The sequence below is a fragment of the Amycolatopsis sp. NPDC051372 genome (genome assembly GCF_040682095.1).
Taxonomy (GTDB): Bacteria; Actinomycetota; Actinomycetes; order Mycobacteriales; family Pseudonocardiaceae; genus Amycolatopsis.
This window is the reverse complement of the sequence record NZ_JBFBAF010000008.1, coordinates 118,360-144,006: the sequence shown is the minus strand read 5'-3', so window position 1 is coordinate 144,006 and position 25,647 is coordinate 118,360. Positions and strand designations below refer to the sequence as shown.

General features: G+C 70.5%; 22 protein-coding genes. 12 read left to right on the top strand and 10 right to left on the bottom strand.

Annotated elements, in window-relative coordinates:
• Position 1 precedes the first annotated feature (1 nt).
• Genes AB0M56_RS14610 through AB0M56_RS14585 form a run of 6 tightly spaced genes read right to left on the bottom strand, consistent with a single transcriptional unit; the run spans position 2 to position 7,682 of the window.
• Positions 2–1,816 carry a hydantoinase B/oxoprolinase family protein gene (locus AB0M56_RS14610; protein ID WP_364175316.1) on the bottom strand — a complete coding sequence of 605 codons (1,815 nt, stop codon included), beginning with the start codon at positions 1,814–1,816 and terminating at the stop codon, positions 2–4.
• Positions 1,813–3,924 carry a hydantoinase/oxoprolinase family protein gene (locus AB0M56_RS14605; protein WP_364175314.1) on the bottom strand — a complete coding sequence of 704 codons (2,112 nt, stop codon included), beginning with the start codon at positions 3,922–3,924 and terminating at the stop codon, positions 1,813–1,815. Before AB0M56_RS14605 ends, AB0M56_RS14610 begins: the two co-directional genes overlap by 4 nt.
• The gene (locus AB0M56_RS14600) at positions 3,921–4,784 is read right to left on the bottom strand and encodes an aldolase/citrate lyase family protein (RefSeq protein ID WP_364175311.1); all 864 of its coding nucleotides are present in this window, start codon (positions 4,782–4,784) and stop codon (positions 3,921–3,923) included. The genes AB0M56_RS14605 and AB0M56_RS14600 overlap by 4 nt, the downstream gene beginning before the upstream one ends.
• A complete protein-coding gene (locus AB0M56_RS14595) occupies positions 4,778–5,944 on the bottom strand; it encodes an acyl-CoA dehydrogenase family protein (RefSeq protein WP_364175308.1) in 1,167 nt (388 codons plus the stop codon). The genes AB0M56_RS14600 and AB0M56_RS14595 overlap by 7 nt, the downstream gene beginning before the upstream one ends.
• On the bottom strand, positions 5,929–7,161 hold the full coding sequence (locus AB0M56_RS14590; protein WP_364175305.1) for a CoA transferase: 1,233 nt from the start codon (positions 7,159–7,161) through the stop codon (positions 5,929–5,931). The genes AB0M56_RS14595 and AB0M56_RS14590 overlap by 16 nt, the downstream gene beginning before the upstream one ends.
• The gene (locus tag AB0M56_RS14585; protein ID WP_354872803.1) at positions 7,158–7,682 is read right to left on the bottom strand and encodes a MaoC family dehydratase; all 525 of its coding nucleotides are present in this window, start codon (positions 7,680–7,682) and stop codon (positions 7,158–7,160) included. The genes AB0M56_RS14590 and AB0M56_RS14585 overlap by 4 nt, the downstream gene beginning before the upstream one ends.
• A 170-nt stretch (positions 7,683–7,852) precedes the next feature.
• On the opposite strand from AB0M56_RS14585, the gene AB0M56_RS14580 reads away from it, so the two are divergent.
• Both AB0M56_RS14580 and AB0M56_RS14575 read left to right on the top strand, forming a co-directional pair.
• Positions 7,853–8,584, top strand: coding sequence for an FCD domain-containing protein (locus AB0M56_RS14580; RefSeq protein ID WP_364175303.1), 732 nt, complete (start codon positions 7,853–7,855; stop codon positions 8,582–8,584).
• Between the two features lie 52 nt (positions 8,585–8,636).
• Entirely contained in the window at positions 8,637–10,028 is a 1,392-nt protein-coding gene (locus AB0M56_RS14575) for an MmgE/PrpD family protein (RefSeq protein WP_364175299.1), read from the top strand.
• 6 nt (positions 10,029–10,034) lie between these two features.
• Here the strand turns inward: AB0M56_RS14575 and AB0M56_RS14570 are convergent, their stop codons facing one another.
• Positions 10,035–10,280, bottom strand: a complete 246-nt coding sequence (locus AB0M56_RS14570; RefSeq protein WP_364175296.1) for a hypothetical protein — start codon at positions 10,278–10,280, stop codon at positions 10,035–10,037.
• 77 nt (positions 10,281–10,357) lie between these two features.
• On the opposite strand from AB0M56_RS14570, the gene AB0M56_RS14565 reads away from it, so the two are divergent.
• From AB0M56_RS14565 to AB0M56_RS14550, 4 genes are all read left to right on the top strand, one after another.
• Positions 10,358–11,482, top strand: a complete 1,125-nt coding sequence (locus tag AB0M56_RS14565; protein WP_364175293.1) for a cysteine desulfurase family protein — start codon at positions 10,358–10,360, stop codon at positions 11,480–11,482.
• A 97-nt stretch (positions 11,483–11,579) separates the two neighbouring features.
• A complete protein-coding gene (locus tag AB0M56_RS14560; protein ID WP_364175290.1) occupies positions 11,580–12,245 on the top strand; it encodes a nitroreductase in 666 nt (221 codons plus the stop codon).
• A 125-nt stretch (positions 12,246–12,370) separates the two neighbouring features.
• Complete coding sequence (locus tag AB0M56_RS14555) at positions 12,371–13,417, top strand: M20/M25/M40 family metallo-hydrolase (RefSeq protein WP_364175287.1); 1,047 nt, start codon at positions 12,371–12,373, stop codon at positions 13,415–13,417.
• Positions 13,418–13,668: 251 nt separating this feature from the next.
• On the top strand, positions 13,669–14,838 hold the full coding sequence (locus AB0M56_RS14550; protein WP_364175284.1) for a pyridoxal-phosphate dependent enzyme: 1,170 nt from the start codon (positions 13,669–13,671) through the stop codon (positions 14,836–14,838).
• Here AB0M56_RS14550 and AB0M56_RS14545 read toward each other — a convergent pair.
• Together AB0M56_RS14545 and AB0M56_RS14540 are read right to left on the bottom strand one after the other, a co-directional pair.
• Complete coding sequence (locus AB0M56_RS14545) at positions 14,831–18,118, bottom strand: error-prone DNA polymerase (RefSeq protein ID WP_364175282.1); 3,288 nt, start codon at positions 18,116–18,118, stop codon at positions 14,831–14,833. The genes AB0M56_RS14550 and AB0M56_RS14545 overlap by 8 nt on opposite strands.
• Complete coding sequence (locus AB0M56_RS14540) at positions 18,009–19,106, bottom strand: DUF3037 domain-containing protein (protein ID WP_364175279.1); 1,098 nt, start codon at positions 19,104–19,106, stop codon at positions 18,009–18,011. The genes AB0M56_RS14545 and AB0M56_RS14540 overlap by 110 nt, the downstream gene beginning before the upstream one ends.
• Here AB0M56_RS14540 and AB0M56_RS14535 point away from each other — a divergent pair.
• Positions 19,105–19,398 carry a putative quinol monooxygenase gene (locus AB0M56_RS14535; RefSeq protein WP_364175276.1) on the top strand — a complete coding sequence of 98 codons (294 nt, stop codon included), beginning with the start codon at positions 19,105–19,107 and terminating at the stop codon, positions 19,396–19,398. The genes AB0M56_RS14540 and AB0M56_RS14535 overlap by 2 nt on opposite strands.
• 39 nt (positions 19,399–19,437) lie before the next feature.
• On the opposite strand, the gene AB0M56_RS14530 is transcribed toward AB0M56_RS14535, so the two are convergent.
• Entirely contained in the window at positions 19,438–20,979 is a 1,542-nt protein-coding gene (locus AB0M56_RS14530; RefSeq protein WP_364175273.1) for a UbiD family decarboxylase, read from the bottom strand.
• A 352-nt stretch (positions 20,980–21,331) separates the two neighbouring features.
• Here AB0M56_RS14530 and AB0M56_RS14525 point away from each other — a divergent pair, with 352 nt between their 5' ends.
• Genes AB0M56_RS14525 through AB0M56_RS14505 form a run of 5 tightly spaced genes read left to right on the top strand, consistent with a single transcriptional unit; the run spans position 21,332 to position 25,475 of the window.
• Positions 21,332–22,690: an MFS transporter gene (locus AB0M56_RS14525; RefSeq protein WP_364175270.1), complete on the top strand. Its 1,359-nt coding sequence runs from the start codon at positions 21,332–21,334 to the stop codon at positions 22,688–22,690.
• Between the two features lie 32 nt (positions 22,691–22,722).
• Complete coding sequence (locus AB0M56_RS14520; protein WP_364175267.1) at positions 22,723–23,658, top strand: ABC transporter substrate-binding protein; 936 nt, start codon at positions 22,723–22,725, stop codon at positions 23,656–23,658.
• Positions 23,655–24,464: a carbon-nitrogen family hydrolase gene (locus tag AB0M56_RS14515; protein WP_364175264.1), complete on the top strand. Its 810-nt coding sequence runs from the start codon at positions 23,655–23,657 to the stop codon at positions 24,462–24,464. The genes AB0M56_RS14520 and AB0M56_RS14515 overlap by 4 nt, the downstream gene beginning before the upstream one ends.
• On the top strand, positions 24,461–25,099 hold the full coding sequence (locus AB0M56_RS14510) for a DUF2848 family protein (RefSeq protein ID WP_364175261.1): 639 nt from the start codon (positions 24,461–24,463) through the stop codon (positions 25,097–25,099). Before AB0M56_RS14515 ends, AB0M56_RS14510 begins: the two co-directional genes overlap by 4 nt.
• 28 nt (positions 25,100–25,127) lie before the next feature.
• Positions 25,128–25,475: a cupin domain-containing protein gene (locus AB0M56_RS14505; protein ID WP_220239106.1), complete on the top strand. Its 348-nt coding sequence runs from the start codon at positions 25,128–25,130 to the stop codon at positions 25,473–25,475.
• The last annotated feature ends 172 nt before the right edge of the window (positions 25,476–25,647 follow it).

Below are 25,647 nucleotides of genomic sequence, written 5' to 3'. Positions count from 1 at the left end.
GTCAGCCTCCCGTCCGCTGCCCACGCACGCGGGCCGTCGCCTCCTCGTCCAGCGCCAGTGCGCGCGCGTCGAGCACCACGCCGTAGTGCTCGCGGGCGTCGGCGGCCGAGAGGTAGTCGTCGAGCACGTCCTCGCGCACGTCCCGCGCGTCCCGCTCGAACGGGTCGCCGTAGCCGCCGCCGGAGGGCAGCTTGATCTCCAACGTGTCGCCCGCGGCGCACTTCTCCTGCGTCACCTTGGAGTACAGCAGCTCCTCACGCTCGGTGCCCGCGTTGCGCACGAACGACCCCGCCACGCCGTCGTGCCCGCCCGCCAGACCCCGCGGCGGGTCGGTGCGGTTGTCCGCCTCCGAGCCGATGAACGTGTCGGTGAGCATCTTCCACTTGCGGATGCTGCCGATGCCCCCGCGGTAGCGGCCGGGCGCGGGCGGCTCGTCGCGCAGCTCGTAACGCTCGGCGAGCATCGCGTGGTTGAGCTCGAGCTCCTCGATGGGGTTGTTGCGGGTGTTGGCCATCAGCGCGTCGACGCAGTCGAGGCCGTCCTTGCCGTTGCGCGCACCGTAGGAGCCCTCGTTGATCTCGATGTAGACCCAGTACGACTGCCCGTCCGCAGCCAGGCCCGAGTACGCGATCGCGCACAGCGCCGCCGACGAACCCGCGACGGCCCGGTCCGGCAGCACGTCGGCCAGCGCCAGGTTGATCGAGTCGAAGATCCGGTTGATCTGCGAGAACCGCGCGAAGCACGACGCCGGGAAGTCCGGGTTGAACAGCGTGCCTTCCGGCGCGTACGCCTTGGCGGGGCGGAAACAGCCGTCGTTCTGCGGCACGAACTCCTCGGTGAGCGCCTCGTCGAGCAGCAGCGTGCGCACGGCGGAGGCGACGGTCGGCAGCACCGAACCCTCGAACGGCACGTTGAACGCGGTCGGCACCTGCTCGTGGGAGCCGGTGAGGTCGACGACGATGTCGCTGCCCTCGACCTTCACCGTTACCGCGACCTTGAGCGGGACGTCGCGGTTCTTGCCGTCGTCGTCCAAAAAGGACAGCGGAGCCTCGTAGCTGCCGTCCGGGATCTCCTGGATCCGGCGGCGCAGCATGTCCTCGGAGTAGTCCATCCACTTGTCGGCCGCGGACATCACCACGTCGAGGCCGTAGCGCTCCAGCAGGTCGACGAACCGCCGTTCGCCCAGCCGCGCGCACGCGATGAGCGCCTCGAGGTCACCGGCGTTCTGCTCCGGGGTGCGCACGTTGTCGAGGATGTGCTGGATGAGGGCTTCGTTGCGCACGCCGCCGTCGTAGATCTTCACGGCGTCCATGAGCTTGCCCTCGGCCCAGACGTCGACCACGTCCATGCACAGGCCGGGGAAGTTGCCGCCGATGTCGGACACGTGCCCGGTGCAGCCGGCGAAGCCGATGTGCTTGCCGCCGAAGAAGATCGGGATCATGATCCCGTAGTCCGGCGAGTGCGCCGCGCCGTGGTACGGGTGGTTGTGCAGCACCACGTCACCGGGCCGGTAGGTGCCGGCGAGCTTGCGGTTGATCCCGCGGATGTAGGCGGGGATCGACCCGCAGTGCATCGGTGTGGAGTCCGATTCGCACAGCTCGCGCCCGTTGGCGTCGAAGATGCCGGCGCCGAGGTCCTCCGATTCGCGGATGAGGCTGGAGTACGCCATCCGGTAGAGGATCTGGGCCATCTCCTTGGCGATGGAGTTGAGCGCGCCGCCGATCACGCGCAGGGTGATCGGGTCGACGTCGACGGTCGTGAAGTCGCCGGGGGCGACTCCGGCGAGCGAAACGCCGGCGGGGTCCAGAGCGGTCACCGCTGGCCTCCTTTGATGGCTCGGCCGGGCTGGGCCACGGCGGTGTCGATGACGAGGTGGCCCACGCGGTCGGCGGTGGCGCGCTGACCGGGGCCGATGATGGTCGTGGAGTCGAACTGCTCGACGATCGCGGGACCTTCGAGCACGTTGCCGGCTTTGAGCAGCGCGCGGTCGTAGACCTTGGTGGGAAACGGTGTGGCCTCCCCGGTACCGGACCAGAACACCGCGTCGGTGGTGGTCTTCACGGCGGCCGACGGGTCGGTGCCACCCGCCTCGACGTCGGCCAGCGGCACGTGCCCGACCTTGCCCACCGCGGTCACGCGCACGTTCACCAGGTGGACAGGTTTGTCGTCGAACCGCTGCAGATATGTTCGTTCGTGAACATCGTGGAACGCGGCCGCCGCCCTGGCCACCCAATCCGCGTCGATCTCGCCGGACGGCGCGGGCACGCGCAGCTCGTAACCCTGGCCGATGTAGCGGCAGTCGAGGCTGCGCTCGATCACCACGTCCTCGGGCGCGAGGCCGTCGGCGCCGAGCTGTTCCACCGCGTGCGCGGTGAGCCGGTCGAATTCCGCGGTGATCCGCTCCAGGTCGGGGTCGGCCGAGGAGGTCCACACCGTCGCCGGGGTCTCGCTGCGGATGTCGGTGGCCAGCAGGCCCATCGCCGACGCGATGCCGGGGTGGTGCGGCACGATCACGCGCGGGATGCCGAGCTGCTCGGCGATGTGCCATGCGTACAGCGGTCCGGCGCCGCCCTCGGCGACGAGCGAGAAGTCGCGCGGGTCGTAGCCCTTGCGCACCGAGTGCAGGCTGATCGCCTCGGTCATCGCGTGGGCCGCGATCTGGAAGATGCCGATGGCCGCGTGACTCACGGACGTGCCGAGCTTCTCGGCGATGTGCTCGTCGATCGCCTTCACCGCGAGCTGCGGCTCGACCTCCATGGTGCCGGACAGGAAACTGTCGGCGCGCAGCCAGCCGAGCGCGACCATGGCATCGGTGCTCGTGGGCTCGGTGCCGCCGCGGCCGTAACACGCGGGGCCGGGTGTCGCACCGGCGCTGCGTGGGCCGACGCGGAACATGCCACCCTCGTCGATGAACGCGATCGAGCCGCCGCCCGCGCCGATGGTGTCGACCTCGGCCATCGGGACCATGGCGTGGTAATCGCCGATCCGCGTGTCGAGCAGGTGTTTCATGCGCAGCTTGCCGTCGGGGGCCACGCCGATGTCGGCCGAGGTGCCGCCGACGTCGAGCGTGATCACGCTCGGGAAGCCGGACGCCTCGCCGATCGCGCAGCCGCCGAGCAGCCCGGCGACGACACCGCTGGTGAGCAGCAGCACCGGGTTGTCCACGGCACCGCGCGCGGTGATCAGGCCGCCGGCCGACGTCATCAGGCCGACCTCGCCGCGCACGCCGGCAGCGCGGGTCGTGTTGGCCAGGTTGTCGACGTAGCGCGAGACCTTGGGGCCGACGAACGCGTTGAGCGCGGTGGTGGAGAAGCGCTCGTACTCGCGGTACTGCGGCGCGACCTCGCTGGAGAGCGAGATGAACACGTCGGGGCACTCCTGCTCGATGATCCGCTTCACCGCCTGCTCGTGGGCGGGGTTGCGGTAGGAGTGCAGGAAGCACACGGCGATCGCCTGCACGCCGTTGTCGCGCAACACACGGACCTGCTCGCGCACGGCGTCCTCGTCGAGCGGCACGAGGACCGCCCCGGAGGAGTCGACACGCTCGGGCACCACGCGGCGGTTGCGGCGGCGGACGAGCTGCCACTTCTGCCACGGCAGATCCTGGTAGGACGAGTAGTTCAGCGGCCGCTTCTTGCGGGCGATGTGCAGGATGTCGCGGAAACCCTCGGTGGTGATGAGGCCGACGTCCGCGCCGTTGTGCTCCAGCACGATGTTGGTGGCGACGGTGGTGCCGTGCAGGAACTGGTCCAGATCCGACACCGCGATGCCGAGGCGCTCGCTCAGCTGCCGGACACCGTCCATGGTGGCCAGTGCCGGATCGTGCGGGGTGGACGGGACCTTGTGCACCGCGACGGCACCGTCCTCGTCCCAGTACATCAGGTCGGTGAACGTGCCACCGACGTCGACTCCGATGCGTTTCACTGCTGGTCCTCCTTGATCAGCTGATCGGCGGCTGCTTCGGCCAGGGCGAGCACGCGGCGGGCACGACGGACGACGGCCGCGTCGACCATCCGTCCCGCGACCACGGTGACCCCGGTGTTCTCGGTGTTCCCGGTGTTCCTGGCGTTTTCCAGAGCACGCAGGACTTCCTGCGCGTGCGTGACTTCCTCGGTGGTGGGGACGAGGACTTCGTGGGTGACGGCGACCTGGGCGGGGTGGACGCACAAGCGGCCGAAGAACCCGGCGCGCTGCTGCGCCAGAGTGTCGGCGCGGAACCCGGCGGGGTCGTCGAGTTCCGCGCTGACGGCGGCGGGTGGTGGGGCGAGGCCGGCCGCCGCGGAGGCCACCACGACCTGGGCCCGCGCCCAGGCGAGCGGTCCGGTGTTCTCGGCGAGTGTCGGCGCGGCGGTGCCGAGCTCCGCGGCGAGGTCGTACTCGCCCAGCCCGAGCCGGGTCACGGCCGGGTGGCGGGCGAGGGCGGGCAGCTCTTGCAGTCCGTTCGCCGTCTCCACCAGGGCGAAGACGGCGGCTTCGGTGCGGGCGGTGACTTCGGCGACGCCCGCGAGCTCGGCTTTCGGCAGGACGACACCGGCGATGCCCAGCGTGGTGACGGCGTCGAGGTCGGCTTCGAGGTGCCGGTCGTTGTTGATCCGCACCCACGTCCGCGGTGCGAGGTCCGGCCGCTCCCGCAGCCACACGGCGACCGCCTTCCGGGCGACGGCCTTCGCTTGTGGCGCAACAGCGTCTTCGAGGTCGGCGACCACCACGTCGGCCACCGCGGCCGCCTTCGTGAGACGGTCGGGGCGGTCGCCGGGGCAGAAGAGCCCGCTGCGGGTCACCATCCGACCCGGCCCTTCCCCGCGATGAGCGACTTCGCGATGACGGTGCGCATCACGTCGCTGGTGCCCTCGCCGATCGTCATGAGGATCGAGTCGCGGTAGAGGCGTTCGATTTCGAACTCCGTGGAGTAGGAATAACCACCGTGCACGCGCATGGAGTCCTGCGCGGCCTGCAGGGCGACCTCCGAAGCGAACAGTTTGGCCATGCCCGTCTGCAGGTCGGAGCGTTGGCCGCGGTCCAAAGAGGACGCCGACCAGTAGGTGAGCAGCCGTGCGGCCTGCAGCTGCGTCGCCATCTCGGCGAGTCGGATCTGCGTGGCCTGGAACTCGGCGATCGGCTTGCCGAACGCCTTGCGCTGCGAGGAGTACGCGAGGGCCTCGTCGTAGGCGCGCTGGGCGATGCCGAGGCTGCGGCCGGCGATGTTGAGGCGGCCGACCTCCAGCGCCGAGAGCACCTGCTGCAACCCGCGTCCTTCCACGCCGCCGAGCAGGTTCGCCGCCGGCACTCGGACCTCGTCGAGCACGACCTCACACGATTCGGTGCCCTTGTAACCGAGCTTGGGGATGTCGCGCGTGACCTGGAAACCCGGTGAGTCCGCGTCGACGAGCAGCACGCTCATGCCCTTGTGGGCCGGTGTCGTCGTGCGGTCGGTTTTCACCAACACAGGCAACGGGTCGGCGTGGCGGGCGTTGGTGATCCACATCTTGGTGCCGCTGACCACGTAGCTGTCGCCGTCGCGGGTCGCGGTGGTGCGGATGCCCTGCAAGTCGGTGCCGGCGTCGGGCTCGGTGAGCGCGATGCCGGTGCGGCGTTGCCCCGTGGCGAGCTCGGGCAGGTAGCGCTGCTTCTGCTCCGCGGTGCCGTGGTGGGCGAGCATCCAGCACGCGAGTGAGTGGCTGCCCAGGATGCCCGCGATGCCCATCCAGCCGCGCGAGATCTCCTCGAACATCAGGGTGAACGAGACGAAGTCGGCCTCGCCGCCGCCGTACTCGTCGGGGATCATCAGCCCGAACAGGCCGAGGTCGGCCATCTTCGCCACGATCTCGGCCGGGTAGCGGCCTTCGTGTTCCCAGTCGCGGGCGACGGGCACGATCTCCGCGTCGACGAAGTCGCGCAGGATCGCGCGGAACTGCTCCTGGTCGGGGCTCAGCGTGAAATCCACGGCGCGCTCCTGTCCGTTCCGAAAGCACCCCGGTCGGCGAGCGCCTGGTAGTCCGCTTCGGACGTGCCGAGCAGCTCGCCGAGGACCGCGGCGGTGTGTTCGCCCAGCAACGGGGCGCGGTGGTGGTCTTGTCGCGGTTCCCCGACCCGCACCGGCGAGGCGACCTGCTGTACGGAACCGAACCTGGGATGTTCGGTTGTCACCAAAAGACCCCGGGCCGCGGTGTGTTCTTCCACCAACGCCTGCGGGATGGTGTTGATCGGCGCACACGGCACGCCGGCGGGTTCGAGCACGGACAGCCACTCGGCCGTCGTCCGCGTGAGGAGCTCCTTTTCCAGGTGCCCCAGGCATTCTGCCGAGTTCGCGTAGCGGCCCGCGGGAGTCGAGAACCGTTCGTCGGCGGCCCAGACCGGGGAGCCGATGGCCGTCACCAGGCGGTCCCAGAACTTCTGCTTCGCACAGCCGATGACGACCCACGAGTCGGCCGTCTCGAAGTTCTGGAACGGCACCAGGCTCGGGTGCGCGGAGTGGTGCGCGCGCCCGGGTTCGAAGCCGCGGTTGAGGTGCCAGGTCGCGAGGTAGGTGAGCATGCCGACCGCGGTGTCGTAGAGGCTCACGTCGCAGTCGGTGCCGACACCGTCGCGGCGGGCCGCGTGGACGGCCGTGACCATCGAGAGCGCGGCGACGATCCCGCCGGTGTAGTCCACCATGGACAGTCCCGATTTGGTGGGCGGGCCGTCCGGCTCACCCGTCACGGACATCCAGCCGGCGAGGCCCTGCAGCAGGTAGTCGTACCCGGGCTGGGCGCTGCGCGGACCGGTCATGCCGTAGCCCGAGAGTGAGCAGCACACGATCTTCGGGTTGAGGTGCTTGAGGTCCTCGTAGCGGATGCGCATCTTGGCCGGCACGTCGCCGCGCAGGTTGGAGTACACGGCGTCGCTGACCTTCACGAGCTCCTCGAAGACCTCGCGGCCCGCGGGGTCGGTGAGGTCGAGGACCACGGACCGCTTGTTGCGGTTGAAGGCCTCGAAGAAGAGCGAATCACCGTCCTCGGCGTAGGGCGGGGTGTGGCGACCGACGTCGCCGCCGGTGCCGGGGTCCTCGATCTTCACGATCTCGGCGCCGAGGTCGGCCAGGTGCACGGAGCCGAACGGGCCCGCGCCGTACTGCTCCACGGCGAGCACCCGGACGTCGGCCAGGGGCAGGGAGCGGGTCATGCGCGGTCCCCCAGCGTCAGCGGGCCGGTCTTCGCGGCGGGGAACGAGTCGATGGCACCCGCCTCGGACCGCTTGTACACCAGCACAGTGCGGTCGAACGACAGGCATTCGTCGCCGTCGCCGTTGAGGCCGCGGGTGTGCACGGACACGAGCCCTGCGTACGGTTTCGAGGCCGACTCGCGCTTCGCGGTGCAGATCGACTCGCCGTAGAGCGTGTCGCCGATGAAGACCGGGTGCGTCAGCCGCACGTCCGTCATCGCGAGGTTCGCGATCGCCCGCTGGCTGATGTCGGAGACGCTCTGGCCCAGCAGCATCGCGATCGTGAGCCCCGAGTTGACCAGGATCCGGCCGAACGGCGTGCGCTCGGCGTAGTGCGCGTCGAAGTGCGCGGGGTGGGTGTTCATGGTGAGCAAGGTGAACCACGTGTTGTCCGCTTCGCTGATCGTGCGACCCAGCGGGTGGCGGTAGACGTCGCCCACGGCGAAGTCCTCGTAGTAGCGCCCTTGCCGGCCGTCGTGCACCGTCAAAACGGCACCTCCGGGGAGTCGGCGGGTGGGAATCTGCGCTGAAGTATGCGCATCGGACCTGCGGTTGGCAATACCTCAGACATTTAAATCGCGCAGCTGGTGCCGCACTCGTTCCCGATGTCCTACGCTTCGGGGACCAAGCTTTTCGAACCGAGGGGAAACCGATGAGCGAGACCGCCGGCACGCAGGCCGGCCTGCGGGTGCGCCGGGTTCAGGCCGCGTACCGCCAGGTGGCCGACCAGCTCAAGGACCAGATCCTCACCGGGGAGCTGACCGCCGGCACCCGGCTGCCCAACGAGGCCGACCTGGCCCGGCTGTTCGGGGTCAGTCGCAGCACCGTGCGCGAGGCCCTGCGGCTGCTCGCGAGCCAGAACCTGGTGGACACCACGCGCGGCGCGACCGGCGGGACGTTCGTGTCGAGCCCGGACGCGCTGAGCGTCGCCGAGAACCTGGGCGGCGCGCTGGGGCTGCTGGTGAACGCGCAGGACATGAGCGTGGAGAACCTGCTCGAGGCACGGCTGATCCTCGAGCCGCTGGCCGCGCGGCTGGCGGCTTCGCGAGCCGATGCCGCAGGACTGGAGGCATTGGCGGGGGCAACGGCGAGCACGTCGGCGCTGGCCCCGTCGAGCGGGTTCGTCGTGCACTGGGACTTCCACACGACGCTGGTCGCCATCACCGGCAACCCGCTGCTGCACCTGATGTGCCGCCCGATCAACGACGTGCTGCGCGGCCGGCTGCACCGCGACCGCGTCCCGCGCGACGTGTGGGACCAGGTCGACGCCGACCACGTCGACATCCACCGCGCCGTGGCCGACGGCGACGCCGACGCGGCCGAGCGGCTCACGCGCGAGCACCTGCACAGCCTGCGGCCGTTGTACGAAAAGATGGAAGACTAAACGTCCGACATATGCCTTGCGGCTTTTGATCGAGCCCTGCACACTGCTGGGCATGCACCCGACCACCACGCTCGCCGGCCGGCTCGGGGAGTTCGCCGCCGGCGTCCGGTTCGAAGACCTGCCCACTGCCGTCGTCGAGCAGGCGCGCCACCTCGCGCTCGACGCGGTGGGGCTCGCGTTCTGCGCGGCGGACGAGCCGTTCGCGCGTCGCGCCCGCGAGGCCTTCGCCCTGCTCGGCTCCGGTGACCAGCCCGTACTCGCCGTCGGCGACCGCCTGCCGGCGCGCGACGCCGCGATGCTGGGCGGGATCCTCGTGCACGGCCACGACTTCGACGACACGCACATCGGCTCGATCGTGCACGTGTCCGCGTCGGCGTTGCCCGCTTCGCTGGCCGCCGCGATCGCGGCCGGGCGGACGACGCGGGAACTGCTGGTGGCCTACGTGCTGGCGATCGAGGTGAGCGCCCGCGTCGGGCTGGCGGCGCACGGCGGCTTCCACGACGCAGGCTTCCACCCGACCGGCGTCGCCGGCGCGTTCGGCTCCGCGGTGGCCGCGGCGAAACTCGGCGGCCTCGACGCCGCCGGGATCGCGGGCGCGCAGGAGATCGTGGGCTCGATGGCGTCGGGGATCCTGGAGTTCCTGGAGGACGGCGCGTGGACGAAACGCCTCCACCCGGGCTGGGCCGCCGCTTCGGGCCTGACGGCGACGGCGTTCGCCCGAGCGGGCTGGCCGGGGCCGGGCCGGGTCTACGAGGGCCGGTACGGGCTCTATGCCACCCACCTGGGTGGTCGCTCCTGGGACCCCGACGCGCTGACCGCCGACCTCGGCTCCCGCTGGGAACTGCTCACGACGGGTGTGAAGCCGTACCCGAGCTGCCACTTCAGCCACGGCTTCGCCGACGCATTGCTGACCCTGCGCGCGGACGAGGGTTTCACGGCCGACGACGTCGAACACATCCGCTGCCTCATCCACCCCACCGCCGCGGCGGCCGTCTTCGAGCCCGCGGAACGCAAACGCCGCCCACGCGACCTGTACGACGCGAAGTTCAGCGTGCCGTACATCGCGGGCGCCTGCCTGACCCGCGGCCGTCTCACCTTGGCGGAGTTCACGGAGGACTCGCTCGCCGACCCCGCCATCCACGCGGTCGCCGACCGGGTGGACTTCGCGGATGACCCGGAATCGCGGTTTCCGGAGGCCTATTCGGCCGCGGTGGAGGTAACACTGCGGGACGGCCGCCGGTTGTTCCGGCGCGAGCAGGTGAACCGCGGTCATGCCGAGCGGCCACTGTCCGTCGAGGACATCTCGGCCAAGTACGCGGCGAACATGGCCCTGGTCACCGACGACGCCACTGCCGCGCGGGTTCGCTCCGCCGTTTTGACACTGGGCGCCGACGACACGACCCCGGCACTGGAGTTCGGGGAGGCTTGCTCGCGGGCGGAGTGAGAGCGGTCAGCTTTGCCCGGCGCCGGGCCGTGGCTTCTGGATCGGGTGCGGCGTGACCCGCAGGTCTTCCGCCGACCACTCCGCCGCGCGGCCCAGCTCGACGGCCGCGGCCATCACCTTCTCCGGGTCGAGGCGCATGGAGCCGTCGGCTTCCGGCCCGTCCCGCAGGACCGCCTCACTGACCGGCACCGACACGTAGGCCTCCTCGACCGTCGTGCGCTGCAACCGGACCGAAATCGAGTACGTCGCCATCGGAATCCCCCTTCGCCGCGGCCCAACCTACCGGGACTACCGGGGCTAGGCTCCTCCTTTGATCCGTGGAGGACTCGGTGAATCAGCCCGCGCCGGTGTACCTGGACTACAACGCGACCACGCCCGTCGACCCGCGGGTCGTGGAGGCAGCGCTGCCGTTCTGGGCCGAGTGGTTCGGCAATCCCTCCAGCGACCACGCCTACGCCACCGTGCCGCGGCGGGCGCTGGAGGAGGCGCGCGAGCAGGTGGCGGAGTTCGCCGGGGCGCAGGCGGACGAGGTGGTGTTCACCGCGTCGGGGTCCGAGGCGAACCTGCTGGCGTTGCGAGGCGCGGTGGCCGGCTCGGACGCGCACCTGGTCGTCCAGGCGACCGAACACCCGTCCGTACTGGAGACGGCGCGCGCGATGGCGCGGCTGCACGGCACGCGTGTCACCGTGTTGCCGGTCGACCACAAAGGACTCGTCGAACTGGTCTCCCTCGAAGCCGCTGTGCGCATTCCCTCGGCCAAGATCGTGGTGGCGATCATGGCGGCCAATAACGAGACCGGTGCCCTGCAACCGATCCCCGAGCTCGCGGCGATCGCGCACGAGCACGGCGCCCTCGTGCACTGCGACGCGGCGCAGGCGTGCGCGAAGATCCCGGTCGACGTGTCGCGACTGGGGGTCGACCTGCTCACGATCGTCGGGCACAAGATGTATGCGCCGCGCGGGGCAGCGGCACTGTACGTGCGCCGCGGCGTCGAGCTGGAACCCGTCGTCTACGGCGGGGGTCAGGAGCGTGGTCTGCGAGCCGGCACCGAGAACGTCGCCCTCGCAGTGGCGCTCGGCACCGCCGCGCAGCTGGCGGCCGACGTCACGGCGGAAGGCGCCCGTCTGGCCGGCCTGCGGGATTCGCTCCACGACCGACTGGCCGCCGCGTTGCCCGGTCGCGTGCACGTGAACGGTCCCGCGCGGCGGCTTCCGAACACGCTCAACGTGAGCATCGACGGCGTCCGGGGGCACGAGCTGCTGGCCGCCTGCCCGGAGCTCGCCGCGTCAACCGGGTCGGCCTGCCACAGCGGGGTCCACTCCCCTTCGCCCGTACTCACCGCGATGGGCGTCGCGCCGGAGCGCGCGCTCTCGGCGATCCGGCTTTCCCTGGGCCGCCTCACTGGACCGAGTGACGTCGACGTCGCAGTGAAGGCGCTCGTCCGCGCCGCGTAATCGTGTAAGCGTCCGCACACGGTCAGAGACTGCCGCCAATATAGTATTGAATGATACTTTTTCAGTAGACACCAATCTGGGACGGGGAGGGAGGCCCATGGACGTCTACGAGGCAGTCACGAGCCGGCGGGCCGTGCGCGGGTTCACCGACGAGCCGGTCGCGCCGGAGGTGCTTCGGCGGGTGCTGGCGGCGGCCGCGGCTGCGCCGTCCGGGTCGAACCTGCAGCCGTGGCACGTGTACGTGGTGACGGGGGCGCCGCTGGCGGAGCTGAAGAAGCGCGCCGGCGAGCGGATCGCGGGCGGGGACGCGTGGGACGAGGCCCAGTACGAGCAGTACCCGGCCACGCTGAAGTCGCCGTATGCCGACCGTCGCGCCGCGTTCGGCAAGCAGCGCTACGGCGCGCTCGGCATCTCCCGCGAGGACGTCGAGGCGAGCCAGCGCGCCGCCGCGGCGAACTGGGACTGCTTCGGCGCCCCGGCCGCCCTGTTCTGTTACCTCGACCCCACCATGGGGCGGCCCCAGTGGTCCGATGCCGGGATGTATCTGCAGACCGTCATGCTGCTGCTGCGCGCCGAAGGCTTGCACAGCTGCCCGCAGATGGCGTGGGCGAAGTTCCCCAAGACCGTGGCCGAGATCGTGTCGCCGCCGGAGGACCTCATCCTGTTCTGCGGGATGTCCATAGGCCACGAAGACACGTCGCTTGACCTCGGCCGCACGGGGCGGGCGCCGCTCGAGGAGACGGTGAGGTTCGTCGAAGGCTGACGCGCCGCGACAATCTCACCTTCGCCGTGCGGTGCCCCGGCCGCGCGGGTTCGCGACGATGGAGCTCGGAAGAGGCACGTCCTGAAGACAGGCTCGGGGTGCGAGCCGGACGAGGAGCGACGGTGATGCGGTCACTGAAACGAGCCCGGCACCGTAGAAGACTTACCCTCGCACTGATCGCGGGTGTCGTGGCCGCCGGCTGTTCCTCCCCCGCCCAGGCGCCGCCGGAACCGGACGTCTCGGCAGTGGACGGCCCGGTGGCTCAGCAGCTGAAGAGCTCGGTCACCGATGCCGGAGCCGTCGTCCATCTCGCGGCGTTGCAAAAGATCGCCGATGAGAACGGGGGCAACCGGGCTTCGCCGGGGCCCGGTTACGACGCGAGCGTCGACTACGTCGCCGGCACCCTCCGCGCCTCCGGTTACGACGTCAGCACGCCGACCTACGAGGCGTCCGGGCGGCGCGGTCGCGAGGGGACCACGGTGCGGAACGTCGTCACGCAGACCCGCACCGGCGACCCGGGCCACGTGGTGGTGATCGGGGCGCACCTGGATTCGGTGGAGGACGGCCCGGGCATCGTCGACAACGGCTCCGGCGTCGCGACGCTGCTGGAGATCGCGAGCCGCCTGGGGCCCTCGGCGCCGCTGCGCAACGCGGTCCGGTTCGCGTTCTTCGGCTCTGAAGAGAGTGGTTCCCAAGGTTCGAAAGCCTACGTTCGAGGCCTTTCCGCCGACGATCGCGACAAGATCGTGCTGTACCTGAACGTGGACATGGTGGCCTCGCCCAACGGAGGCTACTTCGCCCAGGGCGGGGTGGGCGACGACGAGTCCGCCACCGGCCCGCCCGGCTCGGCCACCGTCGCCGCCGCCCTCGCCGGCCAACTGGCGAAGACGGGGGTGCGACCGGAGATCATCGAGTTCGTCGGCGACGACGAATCGCCGTTCATCGAGGCCGGCATTCCTTCCGGCGGCGCGGAAAACGGCGACCACAAGGAAAAATCCGAGGCACAGGCCCAGTCCTGGGGCGGGGCGGCCGACGAACGGTACGACCCCTGCTACCACCAGGCCTGCGACCGTCTCGACAACGTCAACCGCGTGGTCCTGAGCCACTACCTCGCCGCCCTTGCCGGGACGGTCGCCCACTTCGCGACCACGGACGCGTCACTCCTCCGGTAGGTTCGCGCCGAGTCACGCCGCTGGTGTCGAGGCGGCACGTGTAGAGGCGGCGGAGGAGTTTGTGCTGTCTCATGGGGCGGACCACAGCACCGGCAGGCGCGTCCAGGAGGAGCAGCCGGGGCAAGAGCGCGACGCCCAGACCGGACGCGACGAGGTTGGGTGCGCCGAGATGGTCGGCCGCGGCAGTGAAGGAGCCGAGCCGTACGACGGCCTCGAGGGTCCGCAGATGACGCGGGTCGAAGGTCCAGCCCATGGACTTCAGTGCAGCTAATGGATCGAGCAGAAACGATCGTTTGCTCTTATGTTGCAGGTGCCCGACGCTGGACTGCATGGACTTCACGTACCTCGACTCTGCCATCAGCAAGCTGCCCCGGCGTCGGATCGGGTTCTATCCGACGCCGTTCCACGCCCTGCCGAACCTGTCGGCGGCGTACGGGGTCAACCTGTTCATGAAGCGCGAGGATCTGGCGGGCCCCAGTGCGATCAGCGGGAGCAAGATGCGGCTGGCCGAGTTCGTCCTGGGCCGGGCCGTCGATGCCGGGGTGACGCATCTGATCACCCAGGGCGCATACCTGACCAACTCGGGTCTGCAGTTCGCGGCGGCGTGCCTGAGCGCACGGATCACGCCGATCCTGTTCCTGACCCGCAATGTTCCCCGGCACGGGCAGCTGGCCGAGTCTCGCGGCAACTACCTGCTCAACCAGACGATGGGCGTCGAGACGCACGTCATCAACCTCACCGGCGACGTCTGGAACGACCCCGAACCGGCCGCGCGCGTCGCCGACGCGATCGAGGGCCGCAAGACCGAACTCGAGGCCCAGGGCCACAAGGTCTTTATCGTCGGTCCCGGCGGTACCCACCCCGACGCGTTCGTCGCGCACGCCGTGACGTTCCGGGAGCTGCTCGAACAGTCCGACGCCGCGGGCGTCCAACTCGACTTCGTCTACCACACGATCGGCACCGGAACCGCACTACCGGGAATGCTCGCGGCCAAGCTGGCCATGCGGCATCCGGTGAGGTTCCGCTCGATCTCGATCCTGCCGTACGACGACGGCGACCGGATGAACCCCGGCGTCATCGTCGAGCGGACCAAAGCGGTCCTGGCCACGCTGGGTGCGCCGGTGCCCGACGACGCGACCATCCGCGCCGAGATCGACGTCGACCAGCGGTTCATCGGCGAGGACTACGCCGTCCCCTCCCCGGAAAGCACGGCCGCCATCCGCGAACTGGCACGGGCCGAAGGCATCTTCGTCGGCCCTGTCTACACCGGCAAAGGCCTGGCGGGGCTGCTCGATCACGCCCGCACCGGCCGGATCCCCGCCGGTAGCAACGTGGCCTTCCTGCACACCGGCGACACCGGCAACCTGTTCGAGATCCCCCAGGTCGTCGGCCATATCGCCGAGGCGAAGAGCCTCACCTGAAGTCCCTGGACTTCAAGGCCAGGCCCGTCAAGTCCAGGGCCGCCAGGTGGTCCGCCACCACCGAGACCGTGCCCTGACCCACCTGGGCGATGCCGCGCACCAGGATCACCGAGTGGTTCTGCAGCAGGCGGCGGTTGCGGCGCCATACGCCGACGGACACGATGACGTTGATCATGCCCGTTTCGTCCTCCAGGTTGAGGAACGTGATGCCCCCTGCGGTGGCGGGGCGTTGTTTGTGGGTGACGGCGCCGCCGACGCGGATGCGGGTGCCGTCGGGGACCGACAGGAGTGAGGCGGCCGGAAGGGCGCCCAGGGTGTCGAGGTGGGTGCGCAGGAACGAGACGGGGTGGCGGTCCGGCGTGATGCCCGTGGCCCACAGGTCGGCGGTGGCCAGTTCGAACGTCGTCATGCCGGGCAGCGGGGGCGCGTGGTGGCCGAGTGAGAGGCCGGGCAGGTGGTCGGGCCGTGTGGCGGAGGCGGGCCCGGCGGCCCACAGCGCCGAGCGGCGGTCGCCGAAAACGCCTGCCGTGGCGAGGGATTCGACGACCGGGCGAGCGAGCTGGACGCGTTCGGCGAGGTCGCCGATGGACGCGAACGGGCCGCCGGCGTCGCGCTCGGCGACGATGCGGTCGGCGACGTCCTGGCCCACCGAGCGGATGCCGGCGAGTCCCAGGCGGATCGCGACGCCGCCGGTACTGTCCGAACAGGACTCCAGCGTCGCGTGGGGGAGGGAGAGGTTGAGGTCCGGCGAGCGAGTGACGACGCCGTGGTGGCGCGCGTCGGCGACGAGCGACTGCGGACTGTAGAAACCCATGGGCTGCGCGCGCAGCAGACCGGCGCAGAAGGCGGCCGGGTAGTAGCGCTTGAACCACGCCGACGCATACACGAGCAGCGCGAACGACATCGAGTGCGCCTCGGGGAAACCGTAGCCGGAAAAGGCGTGGATCTGCTCGAAGATCCGGGCGGCGAGGTCGACCGGCAGGCCGTTGGCCGCGGCGCCCTCGAAAAAGCGACCCGCCAGCCGCCGCATCTTCTCGCTGGAGCGCTTGGCGCCCATGGCCCGGCGCAGCTGGTCGGCCTCGGCCGCGGTGAACGACGCGACGTCGCGCGCCATCTGCATCACCTGTTCCTGGAACAGGGGCACGCCCAGGGTCCGCTCCAAAGCCGGCGCCAGCAGCGGATGCGCGTGCGACCACTCCTCCTCGCCCCGCCGGCGCCGGATGTACGGGTGCACCGAACCGCCCTGGATCGGCCCCGGCCGGATTAGCGCGACCTCCACCACGAGGTCGTAGAACCTGCGCGGCCGCAGGCGAGGCAGGGTGCCGAGCTGCGCGCGGGACTCCACCTGGAACACCCCGACCGCGTCGGCCTCGCACAGCATGTCGTACACGGCCGGGTCGGCGAGGTCGAGGTCGTGCAGTCCGATGTGGACGTCGTGGTGCTCGGCGACGAGGTCGATCATGTAGTGCAGCGCGGACAGCATGCCGAGGCCCAGCAGGTCGAACTTCGTGAGCCCGATCGCGGCGCAGTCGTCCTTGTCCCACTGCAGCACGCTGCGGTCGGCCGCCGTCGCCCACTCCACCGGCACGATCTCCGACACCGGCGTCTTCGCGATCACCATGCCACCCGAATGCACGCCCAGGTGCCGTGGCGTGTCCTCCAGCCAGGCGGCGCACTCCAGCACGTCGTCGGGGATCTCGTGGCCCTGCTCCCCCGGCGTCGAGCCGCTGGCCACGCACGACCAGCGGTCCACCCGCTTGCCGAACGCGTCCTGCTGGCCAGTGGAGTACCCGAGCGCCTTGGCGGCGTCGCGGATGGCGGAACGCGAACGATAAGTGATGACATTCGCAACCTGCGCCGCGTGAAAACGACCATGTTTGGCGTAGACATACTGGATCACCTCCTCGCGCCGGTCGGACTCGATGTCGACGTCGATGTCCGGCGGGCCGTCGCGTTCGGGGGCGAGAAAACGTTCGAACAACAACCCCCACTTCACGGGGTCGGCGTGGCTGATTCGCAACGCGAAGCACACCGCGGAGTTCGCGGCCGAACCCCGGCCCTGCGCGAGGATGTTCGTTTCCCGACAGAACCTGACAATGTCCCACACCACGAGGAAGTAGCCGGGGAACCCGAGCTGCCGGATCACCGCGAGCTCGTGGTCGAGCTGGGCGTAGGCCTTGGGGTTGTCCGCGCGGCCGCCGTAGCGCGCGGCGGCGCCCTCGAACGTCAGGTGGCGCAGGTAGTCGTCCTCGTCGGCGAACCCCTTGGGCACGGCGAACGGCGGCAGTTTCGGAGCCACCAAAGCGAGGTCGAACGCGCACTCCACCCCCAGCAGCGCGGCCCGCTGCACCGCGCCCGGGTACCGCGCGAAGCGGCCGGCTTGTTCCGCGCCGCTGCGAAGGAACGCCGTGCCGTCGGGGGGTAGCCAGCCCTCCAGCTCGTCGACGGACCGCCGCGCCCGGATCGCCGCGACGGCCGCGGCGTGGCGGGCCTGCTCAGGCCGCGCGTAGTGGACGTTGTTCGACGCCACCGTCGGCAGCCGCAGCTCCCGCGCCAGCTCGGCGAGGCGATCGTTGTGCACGGCATCGAGCGGCAAGCCTTCCTCCAGCAGCTCGACGGCCACGTTCTCCCGGCCGAACCGCTCGGCCAGCGTCCGCAGCGCCGCGGCCGCCCCGGCGTCGTCGCCCCGCGCGAGCGCGCTGCGGACCGCGCCCTTGCGGCAACCGCTGAGCACGAGGACGTGGCCGCGCAGCTCGTCGGCCACGTCATCGAGCGCGAGCACCGGGCGGCCCTTCTCCCCCGCCAGCTGCCCACGCGAGATGACCGAGCACAGGTGCCCGTACCCCTTGATGTCGCGTGCGATCACCTGCAGGTGCGTCCCGACGGGGTCGGCCACGCCACCCTGCGGCGCCGGCAGCCCGAGCGACAGCTCCGCGCCGTAGCCCGTGCGCACCCCGATCTCGCGCGCGGCCTCGGCGAACCGGACGGCGCCGTACATCCCGTCGCGGTCGGTGAGCACCAGCGCGTCGAGCCCCAGCCGCACGGCTTCCTCGACGAGCGCCTCCGGTGAGGCGACGCCGTCGAGGAACGAGAAGTACGAATGCAGGTGCAGCTCCGCGTACGGCACCCGCCGCCCGTCGGCTTCCACGTCCGCCCACGGCCGCAACCGCTCAGGCGCCCGGTACCCCTCCCGCTTGCGCGACCACGCCGGCGAGTCCCCGCCGTCGCCCCGCACGGGCGCCCGCCCCGCCGCGATCCGCTCCAGCTCCGACCACCGCATGAGGGGGTTGTTGAAGCCGCCTCGCCGGTGTTGCTGATCCTGCTGGTCCACCGCACTGCCCTCGCTCGCGTGAAACCGCCGCGGGGAGACAGCGTGTCCGGACCCGAACCCAGGATGGGAACAGGTGTTCGATTAGCACCATACCTCGACGCTGCGGCGGGACCAGTACCCCGGGTCCGGTGCCAGGTTCGTGGTGCCGGATTTCCTGACCGTGCTCGAAGCCGCGTCGTGGGAGCGAAGCGCCTCGCGTGCCAGTCGGCGGTTCGAGGCTTCCAAGAGGACCGCGCGCTGCTGCCCGGTGAGCGAAGCCCGCGCTGACGACCGTGCTGCGGGGCGCAGTGAGCCAGCGGAAGTGGCGTCCCTCGTCGGGGGCGTCGGCGCAGCCGGCCGCGATGGCGGTGAGTAGGGCGCGCACGGTGTCCGCGTCGGCAGTGGGGTCGTGTGCGCGCAGGCGCTGCGAGCCGAGGTCGACGGCGGTGGCCGGAACTCGCGAAACGGCGAGATGCAGCGCGTGAGCCGCACCCGCTCGCGACGGCGTCGCCGGCATCAGCGCCAGTACGCGCCCGAACCCGGGCGTGAGCCCGACGGTCCGCTCCCGGCCGCGGATCACTTCCCGCAGGCGCGCGAGCACTGCGCGGGCGGCGGACCGGCCGACGGCGCGCTCGGCGACGATGCCGGCCAGCCGCTTCGGCGACGCGTCGCCGGGCGGCAGCACCAGGTCTTCCTTGGTGCGGAAGTAGTTGTAGACGGTGCCTTCCGAGACGTCCGCCGCCTCGGCCACCTCGGCGATCGTCACCTCGCCGAAGCCGCGCTCGACGAACAGCCCGATCGCGACGTCGGAGACCAGCCGCGCGGTCTGCTGCTTCTTGCGCTCATGATCGAGGACGCGAGGCAGGCCACAGAACCGGGTCGCCCGGCCCGCACCTCGACTACAGTCCGCCCCGGAACTGAAGCCATCACTACACCAGACCGCGAGGAGACCGAGCATGCCCCAGCTCCAGGTGATCGCCCGCTACATCGTGTCCGCCGGCAAGGAGGACGAGGTCGCCGCGCTGGTGCCGCAGCTGGCGAAGGCGGCGCGGACCGAGCCGGGCAACCTGGCGTTCGACGTCTACCGCTCGTTCGACGACCCGCGATCGGTGGTCCTGCTGGAGCGCTACGTCTCGCGGGAGGCGTTCGCCGAGCACCGCGAGACGGAGCACTTCAAGCGGCTCGTCCTCGGCGGCATCGTGCCGCTGCTGGACGACCGGGCCGTGGAGCTCTTCGACGTCGCCGAGTAAGTCCACAGTGGACCACTAAGGCCCACTGTGGACACAGCTTCACTCCTCGGTCGAGGCGTAGCGACCCTGCACCGCTTCTGCCGCCCGGTGCCGGTCGGCGTCGGACCATTCGCCGAGCTCGTAACCGTGCCACGGTTCGGCCAGTGACAGCTCCGGCAGGCCGAGCTCCTGCCACAGGTCCTGCGCTCGGTCCATGAACTCCTTGGCCGGCAACGAGGTCGGCGGGTACGGGCGCTTGCGCGTGGCGTCGATGAGCAGCGCCGAGGACAGGCTGCCGTCCTCGGCGGCCGACGGGTCGAGGCGCGGCAGCTTGCCCGGCAGGATCGTGACGTCGCGCGCGGGCTGCATGCGGAAGCTCATCGCCCAAACCACGGCGCTGAGATCCTCGGGGTCGACGTCGTCGTCCACGGCGATGATCGTCTTGCCCATCGACGCCTCGTACCCGGACGCGGCGTACAGCGCTTGGCGCGCCTGGCCGGGCGTCGGGTTCTTCAGCTGGATCACGAAGAACATGTTGCACGTGCCGCTCTCGTGCGTGACGAAGCGCTGCACCGCGTTGATGTTGCACGCCTGCTTGAGGAACCGCAGGTACACGTTCTCGAACGCGATCTTGCGCATCAACGTCGACTCGCTGGGCGGGAACTCGCTGATGAACGCCTGCACCACCGGCGCCGTGCGGTGGGTGATGCAGCGGACGCGGAACACCGGCGACGTCGTCTGCGGGCCCATGTAGCCGCTCGCCTCGCCGAAGGGACCCTCCGGCTCCAGGTGCTCCGGGTCGATCTCGCCCTCGAGCACGATCTCCGCGTGCGCGGGCACCTCGAGGTCCACGGTCTCGCAGCGCACCACCTCGAGCGGGCGGCCCATCAGGCCGCCGGCCACGGCGTACTCGCTGACGCCGAACGGGATCTTCTGCGCGCCGGCGAACCCGACCGCGGGCACCGCCCCGAGCACGATCGCGGCCTCGAGCTTCTTGCCGAGGCGCCGCGCCTTGGCGAGGTGGATCGCGATGTGCTGCGTGGGCGTGTCCATCTGCAGCCCGATGCGGTCCGGGCCCTTCACCATGCCGCGGTAGATGCCGACGTTGTACGTGCCGTCCTCCGGGTCCTTCGTGATCCAGTACGGCGCGGTGAGGAACGGCGCCGGGTCGAAGCCGGGCGTCGAGATCGGGTGCGGGAACCCGTCGACGCCGCCGGCGTCCAGGAGGGACTGTCCCGTGAGGACGTTCTCCTTGCACGGTCCGGTCTCGACCACCACCGGCTCGACGGGGTTCGCGAGCGCCGCGGCCCAGCGCCCGGCCACCTCGTCGGGCTTCGCAGCCAGCGCCGTGGTGTACACCGCGCGCGAGGACGCGAACGCCCCCATCACCACGGTGCCGTCGTAACGCCGCCCGGACCCGTCGGTCACGTTCTCGAAGAGGAACGCCTTGCGCTCGGCCTCCGGCAGTCCGCGGAACTGCAGGCGCACCAACGGAACCAGCTCGGTGTCCTTGTCGACGGGCCGGCTCACGCGCACCAGCAGCCCGCGGCGGTCCAGCTCGGCCAGGTACTCCCGGAGGTCACCGTAGGGGTAGTCGTTCACGGCTGTCGGTTCCTCTTTCGTCGACGGGAAGAACTCACGGACTCCTTGTTACAGAGGCCGTTAACAAACGCGTGCCGCACCACGAAACCGCACGGGCCCGGACACGGCACGATCACGATTCTCCTTGCCAGCAAGGGTCTCCGGCCCGGTCCGAGTCCACATCATCCTGACCGCCCTCGCGGTCCGGCGTTGACACAGCACCGGGCGCGACCTATCGTCTCCCGCATCATTTATGGCTGTCAAGTCAGGTACTAAAGTTAAATAAATCCCATCAACCCGCGGCGCCCGTCCCCCGCCCGCACTCGTCGACGAGTGTCGTGGTGCTGGGTGCCGCCCGGGCCGAGGAGCGCGGATGCGACCCGCTGCCACGTTCGACCACTGTCTCACCGAGACCCCATTGTCCCCCAAAGTCCTCGCGATCGCCGCCATCGGCGGCGCCGCGGTGATCTTCGACGGCTACGACCTGCAGGCCCTGGCTTACGGGCTGCCCAAGATCGTCGCCGAGTGGCACATCTCCCCCGTCCAGGCGGGGCTGCTCGCGTCGTTCACGTTCGTCGGCCTGTTCATCGGCGCCGTCGGACTCGGCGCGCTCGGCGACCGCTTCGGCCGCAAACGCATGCTCGTGCTGGGCGTGTCCGTGTTCGCGGTTTTCATGGGCACGGCCGGGTTCGCCGGCGACTACACACAGTTCGCGATCCTGCGGTTCTGCGCCGCCATCGGCATGGGCGGCGTGCTGCCCGCGACGATCGCGATGCTCGGCGAATACGTGCCCGTGCGCAAGCGCGGCCGGATGATCGCCGCGTCGGCCGGCTGCTTCACGTTCGGCTTCGTGCTCGCGGCCGTGGCCGCGACACTGCTGGTGCCGAGCTTCGGCTGGCGCCCGCTGTTCCACATCTCCTACGCGGCCCTGATCGTCGCCGCCCTGATCGCGTGGTTCGTGCCCGAGACGCCGCAGTTCCTCGCCACGCGCAGCCGGTACGAGGAAGCCCTCGCGACCGTCAAGAAGGTCTACCCGACGATCTGGCCCACCGCGCAGGCCGCCGACCCGGCCACGTTCTTCACGGGCCCGCGCACCGAGAACGGCAAGATCCAGCTGCGCACGCTGTGGACGCCGCGCTACCGCAACTCCACGCTCACGATCTCGCTGCTGTATCTGTTCCTGCAGTTCGTGGTCTACGCACTCGACTTCTGGATGGTGTCGCTGCTCGTGAAGCACGGCCTGTCGCTGGTCAGCAGCTACTCCTACGCGATCGAGCAGGCCGCCGCGGCCACGATCGGCGGGTTCATCCTCGGCTGGGTGCTCGACCGCATGAACCAGTACGTGGCACTCGCCATCGCGTTCGCGGCCGGCGGGGTGTGCCTGGTGCTGTTCGGCTTCGCGAGCTCGGTGGTCGCGCTCTACATCCTCAACGCCCTGGCCGGCGCGTTCATCATCGGCGGCCAGAACGTGGTGCACACGCTCGTGATGGGCACCTACGGGCCGGAGGCCCGCGCGACAGGCCTCGGCTGGGCGCTGGGCATCGGCCGCCTCGGCGGGCTACTGGGCCCGCTGATCGGCGGTTACCTGCTCGCCGCTTCACTGCCCTTCCCGGTGTACTTCCTGGCCTTCGCGGTGCCGGCGGTGCTGTGTTCGATCACCGTGGTGGTACTGCGGGCCGTCAAAAAGCCGGAACCGGCGCCCGTGGCACGCCAGCTTGACCCGAAATACTAAGCTAAGTACATTACTTGAGTACTGTTAATTTCTTGATCAGGAAGGCAACCATGCGCCTTGCCGTGCCCGATCTCGTCTCGAACTCCTACTTCCCCGCCATCGCGGCCGTGGAGCTCGGATACCTTCGCGACGAGGGTCTCGACGTGGAGCTGGAACTCCTGTTCCCCGTCACCGACGCAGCAATCGCCCTTCGCGAGGGGCGGATCGACTACCTCGCCGGGTGCGCCCACGCCCCGCTCTACGCCGACTCCACCTGGGGCGGGCAGAAGCTGCTGGCCGCGCTTGCGCAGAACATGTACTGGTTCCTCGTGGTACGGCCCGACCTCGACATCACCCGCGAGACGCTCGCCAAGCTCCACGACGTCCGCATCGGTGCCGCACCCGGCCCCGACCTCGGCCTGCACCGCCTGCTCGACGCCGAGGGCGTGGACCTGAAGGGGGCGAACGTGACCATCGCCCCCGTCGCGGGGGTGGCCGGTGACGTCTCGTTCGGCGTCACCGCCGCCAAGGCCCTGGCCGAAGGCAAGATCGACGCCTTCTGGGCCAACGGGATGGGCACCGAGGTCGCCGTGCAGCGCGGTGTCGGCAAGGTCGTGGTGGACGCCCGCCGCGACGGCTCCGCCCACTCGCTGTACACCTTCCCCGCCCTGATGACCACGGACCGCACGGCAGCCGACCGCCCCGAGGAGGCGGCGGCCGTCACCCGCGGTGTGCTGCGGGCCCAGCGCGAGCTGGTCCGGGACCCCTCGCTGGCCACGAAGGTGGGCACCGCGCTGTTCCCGGAGATGGAGGCCGGTCTCATCGCCGGCCTGATCGAGCGGGACGGGCCGTTCTACGAGCCGGCGATCTCCCCCGAGGCCGTGGCCGGGCTCGCCGGGTTCGCCCGCGCGACCGGGCTCACCGACCGCGAGCTTTCGTACGACGACATCGTCGCCGCGAGCGCCCGCGAGCTGTGGCAGGCCTCGTGAAGATCGCCCTCGTCCAGATCGGCAGCCCCGAGGACGAGCCCGTCGCCGCCCGGTTCGACCGGGTGGCCGGGCTCGTCCGCTCGGCGGCCTCGGCCGATCTGATCGTGCTGCCCGAGCTGTGGGCCACCGGGTACTTCGCCTTCGACGACTACGCCCGCGACGCCGAGCCGGCCGACGGCCCGTCGCTCGCGCGGCTCGGTGAGCTCGCCCGCGAAACCGGTTCCTACCTGCACGGCGGCAGTTTCGTCGAGCGGCTGCCCGACGGCGCGCTGCGCAACACCGCCGTGCTGTTCGACCCGAACGGCGAGCTCGTGCACAGCTACAGCAAGGTGCACGTGTTCGGCTACGAGTCGAAGGAAGCGCAGCTGCTCAAGCCCGGTGACCACGTGTCCGCGGTGGCGACACCGTTCGGCGCGGTCGCCGGCACCACGTGTTACGACCTGCGCTTCCCCGAGCTGTGGCGCTGCCTCGTCGACGCCGGTGCGGAGATCGTGATCGTGCCGGCCGCCTGGCCCGCGGCGCGGCTCGCGCACTGGCGCCTGTTCACCACCGCGCGAGCCGTGGAGGACCAGGTGCTCGTGGTGGCGTGCAACGCCACCGGCACGCAGGGCGGGGTCGAGCTCGGCGGGCACAGCCGCGTCGTCGACCCGTGGGGCACCGTGCTCGCCGAAGCCGGCACCGAAGAGGGGATCACCTGGTGCGACGTCGATCCCGGCGTCGTCCCCGCCACGCGCGAGCAGTTCCCCGTGCTCGACGACCGGCTCCCCAGCTACCGCGAACTGACCATCCGAGGAGCGCACGCATGACCGCACTCACCTTCACCGTGGCCGGGACGGGCGAAACCGTCGCGGTCGCCGACTTCGACCTCGTGGTCGCGGGCTACACCGGCCGCGACGAGGCCGCCGTGAAGCACCACATCGACGAGCTCGCCGCCATCGGCGTGCCGCCGCCCGACTCCGTCCCGGCGTTCTACGAACTCGACGCGGCGCTGGCGACGCAGGCCGCGACCATCTCCGTCGACGGCACCAACACCTCCGGCGAGGTCGAGCCGGTGCTCGTGCGCGCGGGCGGCAAGCTCTACCTCACCGTGGGCTCCGACCACACCGACCGCGACATCGAGACCTCCAGTGTCAAGGACTCGAAGGCGGCCTGCCCCAAGCCGCTGGGCACCACCGTGGTCCCGGTCGAGAACCCCGACTGGGACGCGATCGTCGCCGAATCCACTGTGGACGGCGTGCGCTACCAGCACGGCCCGCTCAGCGCCCTGCGCATCCCCACCGACGTGCTGGAGCTGCGCGGCGGCTCGGCCGAGCGCGACCTGGTGATGTTCTGCGGCACCCTGACGCTGCTCGACGGCAAGTTCGTGCCCGGGAAGGCCTGGACGCTGTCGCTGGCCCTGCCCGGCGGTCCCGAGCTCACCCACGCCTACTCCGTGTCCTGACCCCTCGTACCTGGAGAGAGAAACCCCCATGGCCAAACCGGAACACGAGTTCTTCCCCGCCAAGACGGTGGAGTTCACGCCCTGCGCGGGCGTCGTGCCGCAGCTGACCGAACGCATCCTCGCCGCCGACGGCGACAGTGGCGTCGCGACGCGCATCCTGCGCTTCGAGCCCGGCACGGACACCACCCCGAACGGCGTGCAGGTGCACGACTTCTGGGAAGAGGTCTACATCCTCGAAGGCTCGTTCCACGACACGCGCCTCGGCAAGACCTTCTCGGCCGGCGACTACGCCTGCCGCCCGCCGGGCATGGAGCACGGCCCGTGGACGAGCGAGGAAGGCTGCCTCACGTTCGAGGTGCGCTACCGCGCGAGCTGAACCGTCCACGGCGGACACTGAGAAGGGCGCCCGGCTTCGGCCGGGCGCCCTTTCTCGTCTTCGCGGTCCACGTCTTCGCGGTCCACGTCTTCGCGGTCCACGTCTTCGCGGGCCGGCAAGCGTCATCGTTGTGCGGGCATGGAAACGGGGCGCCCGGCGTTCGCCGGGCGCC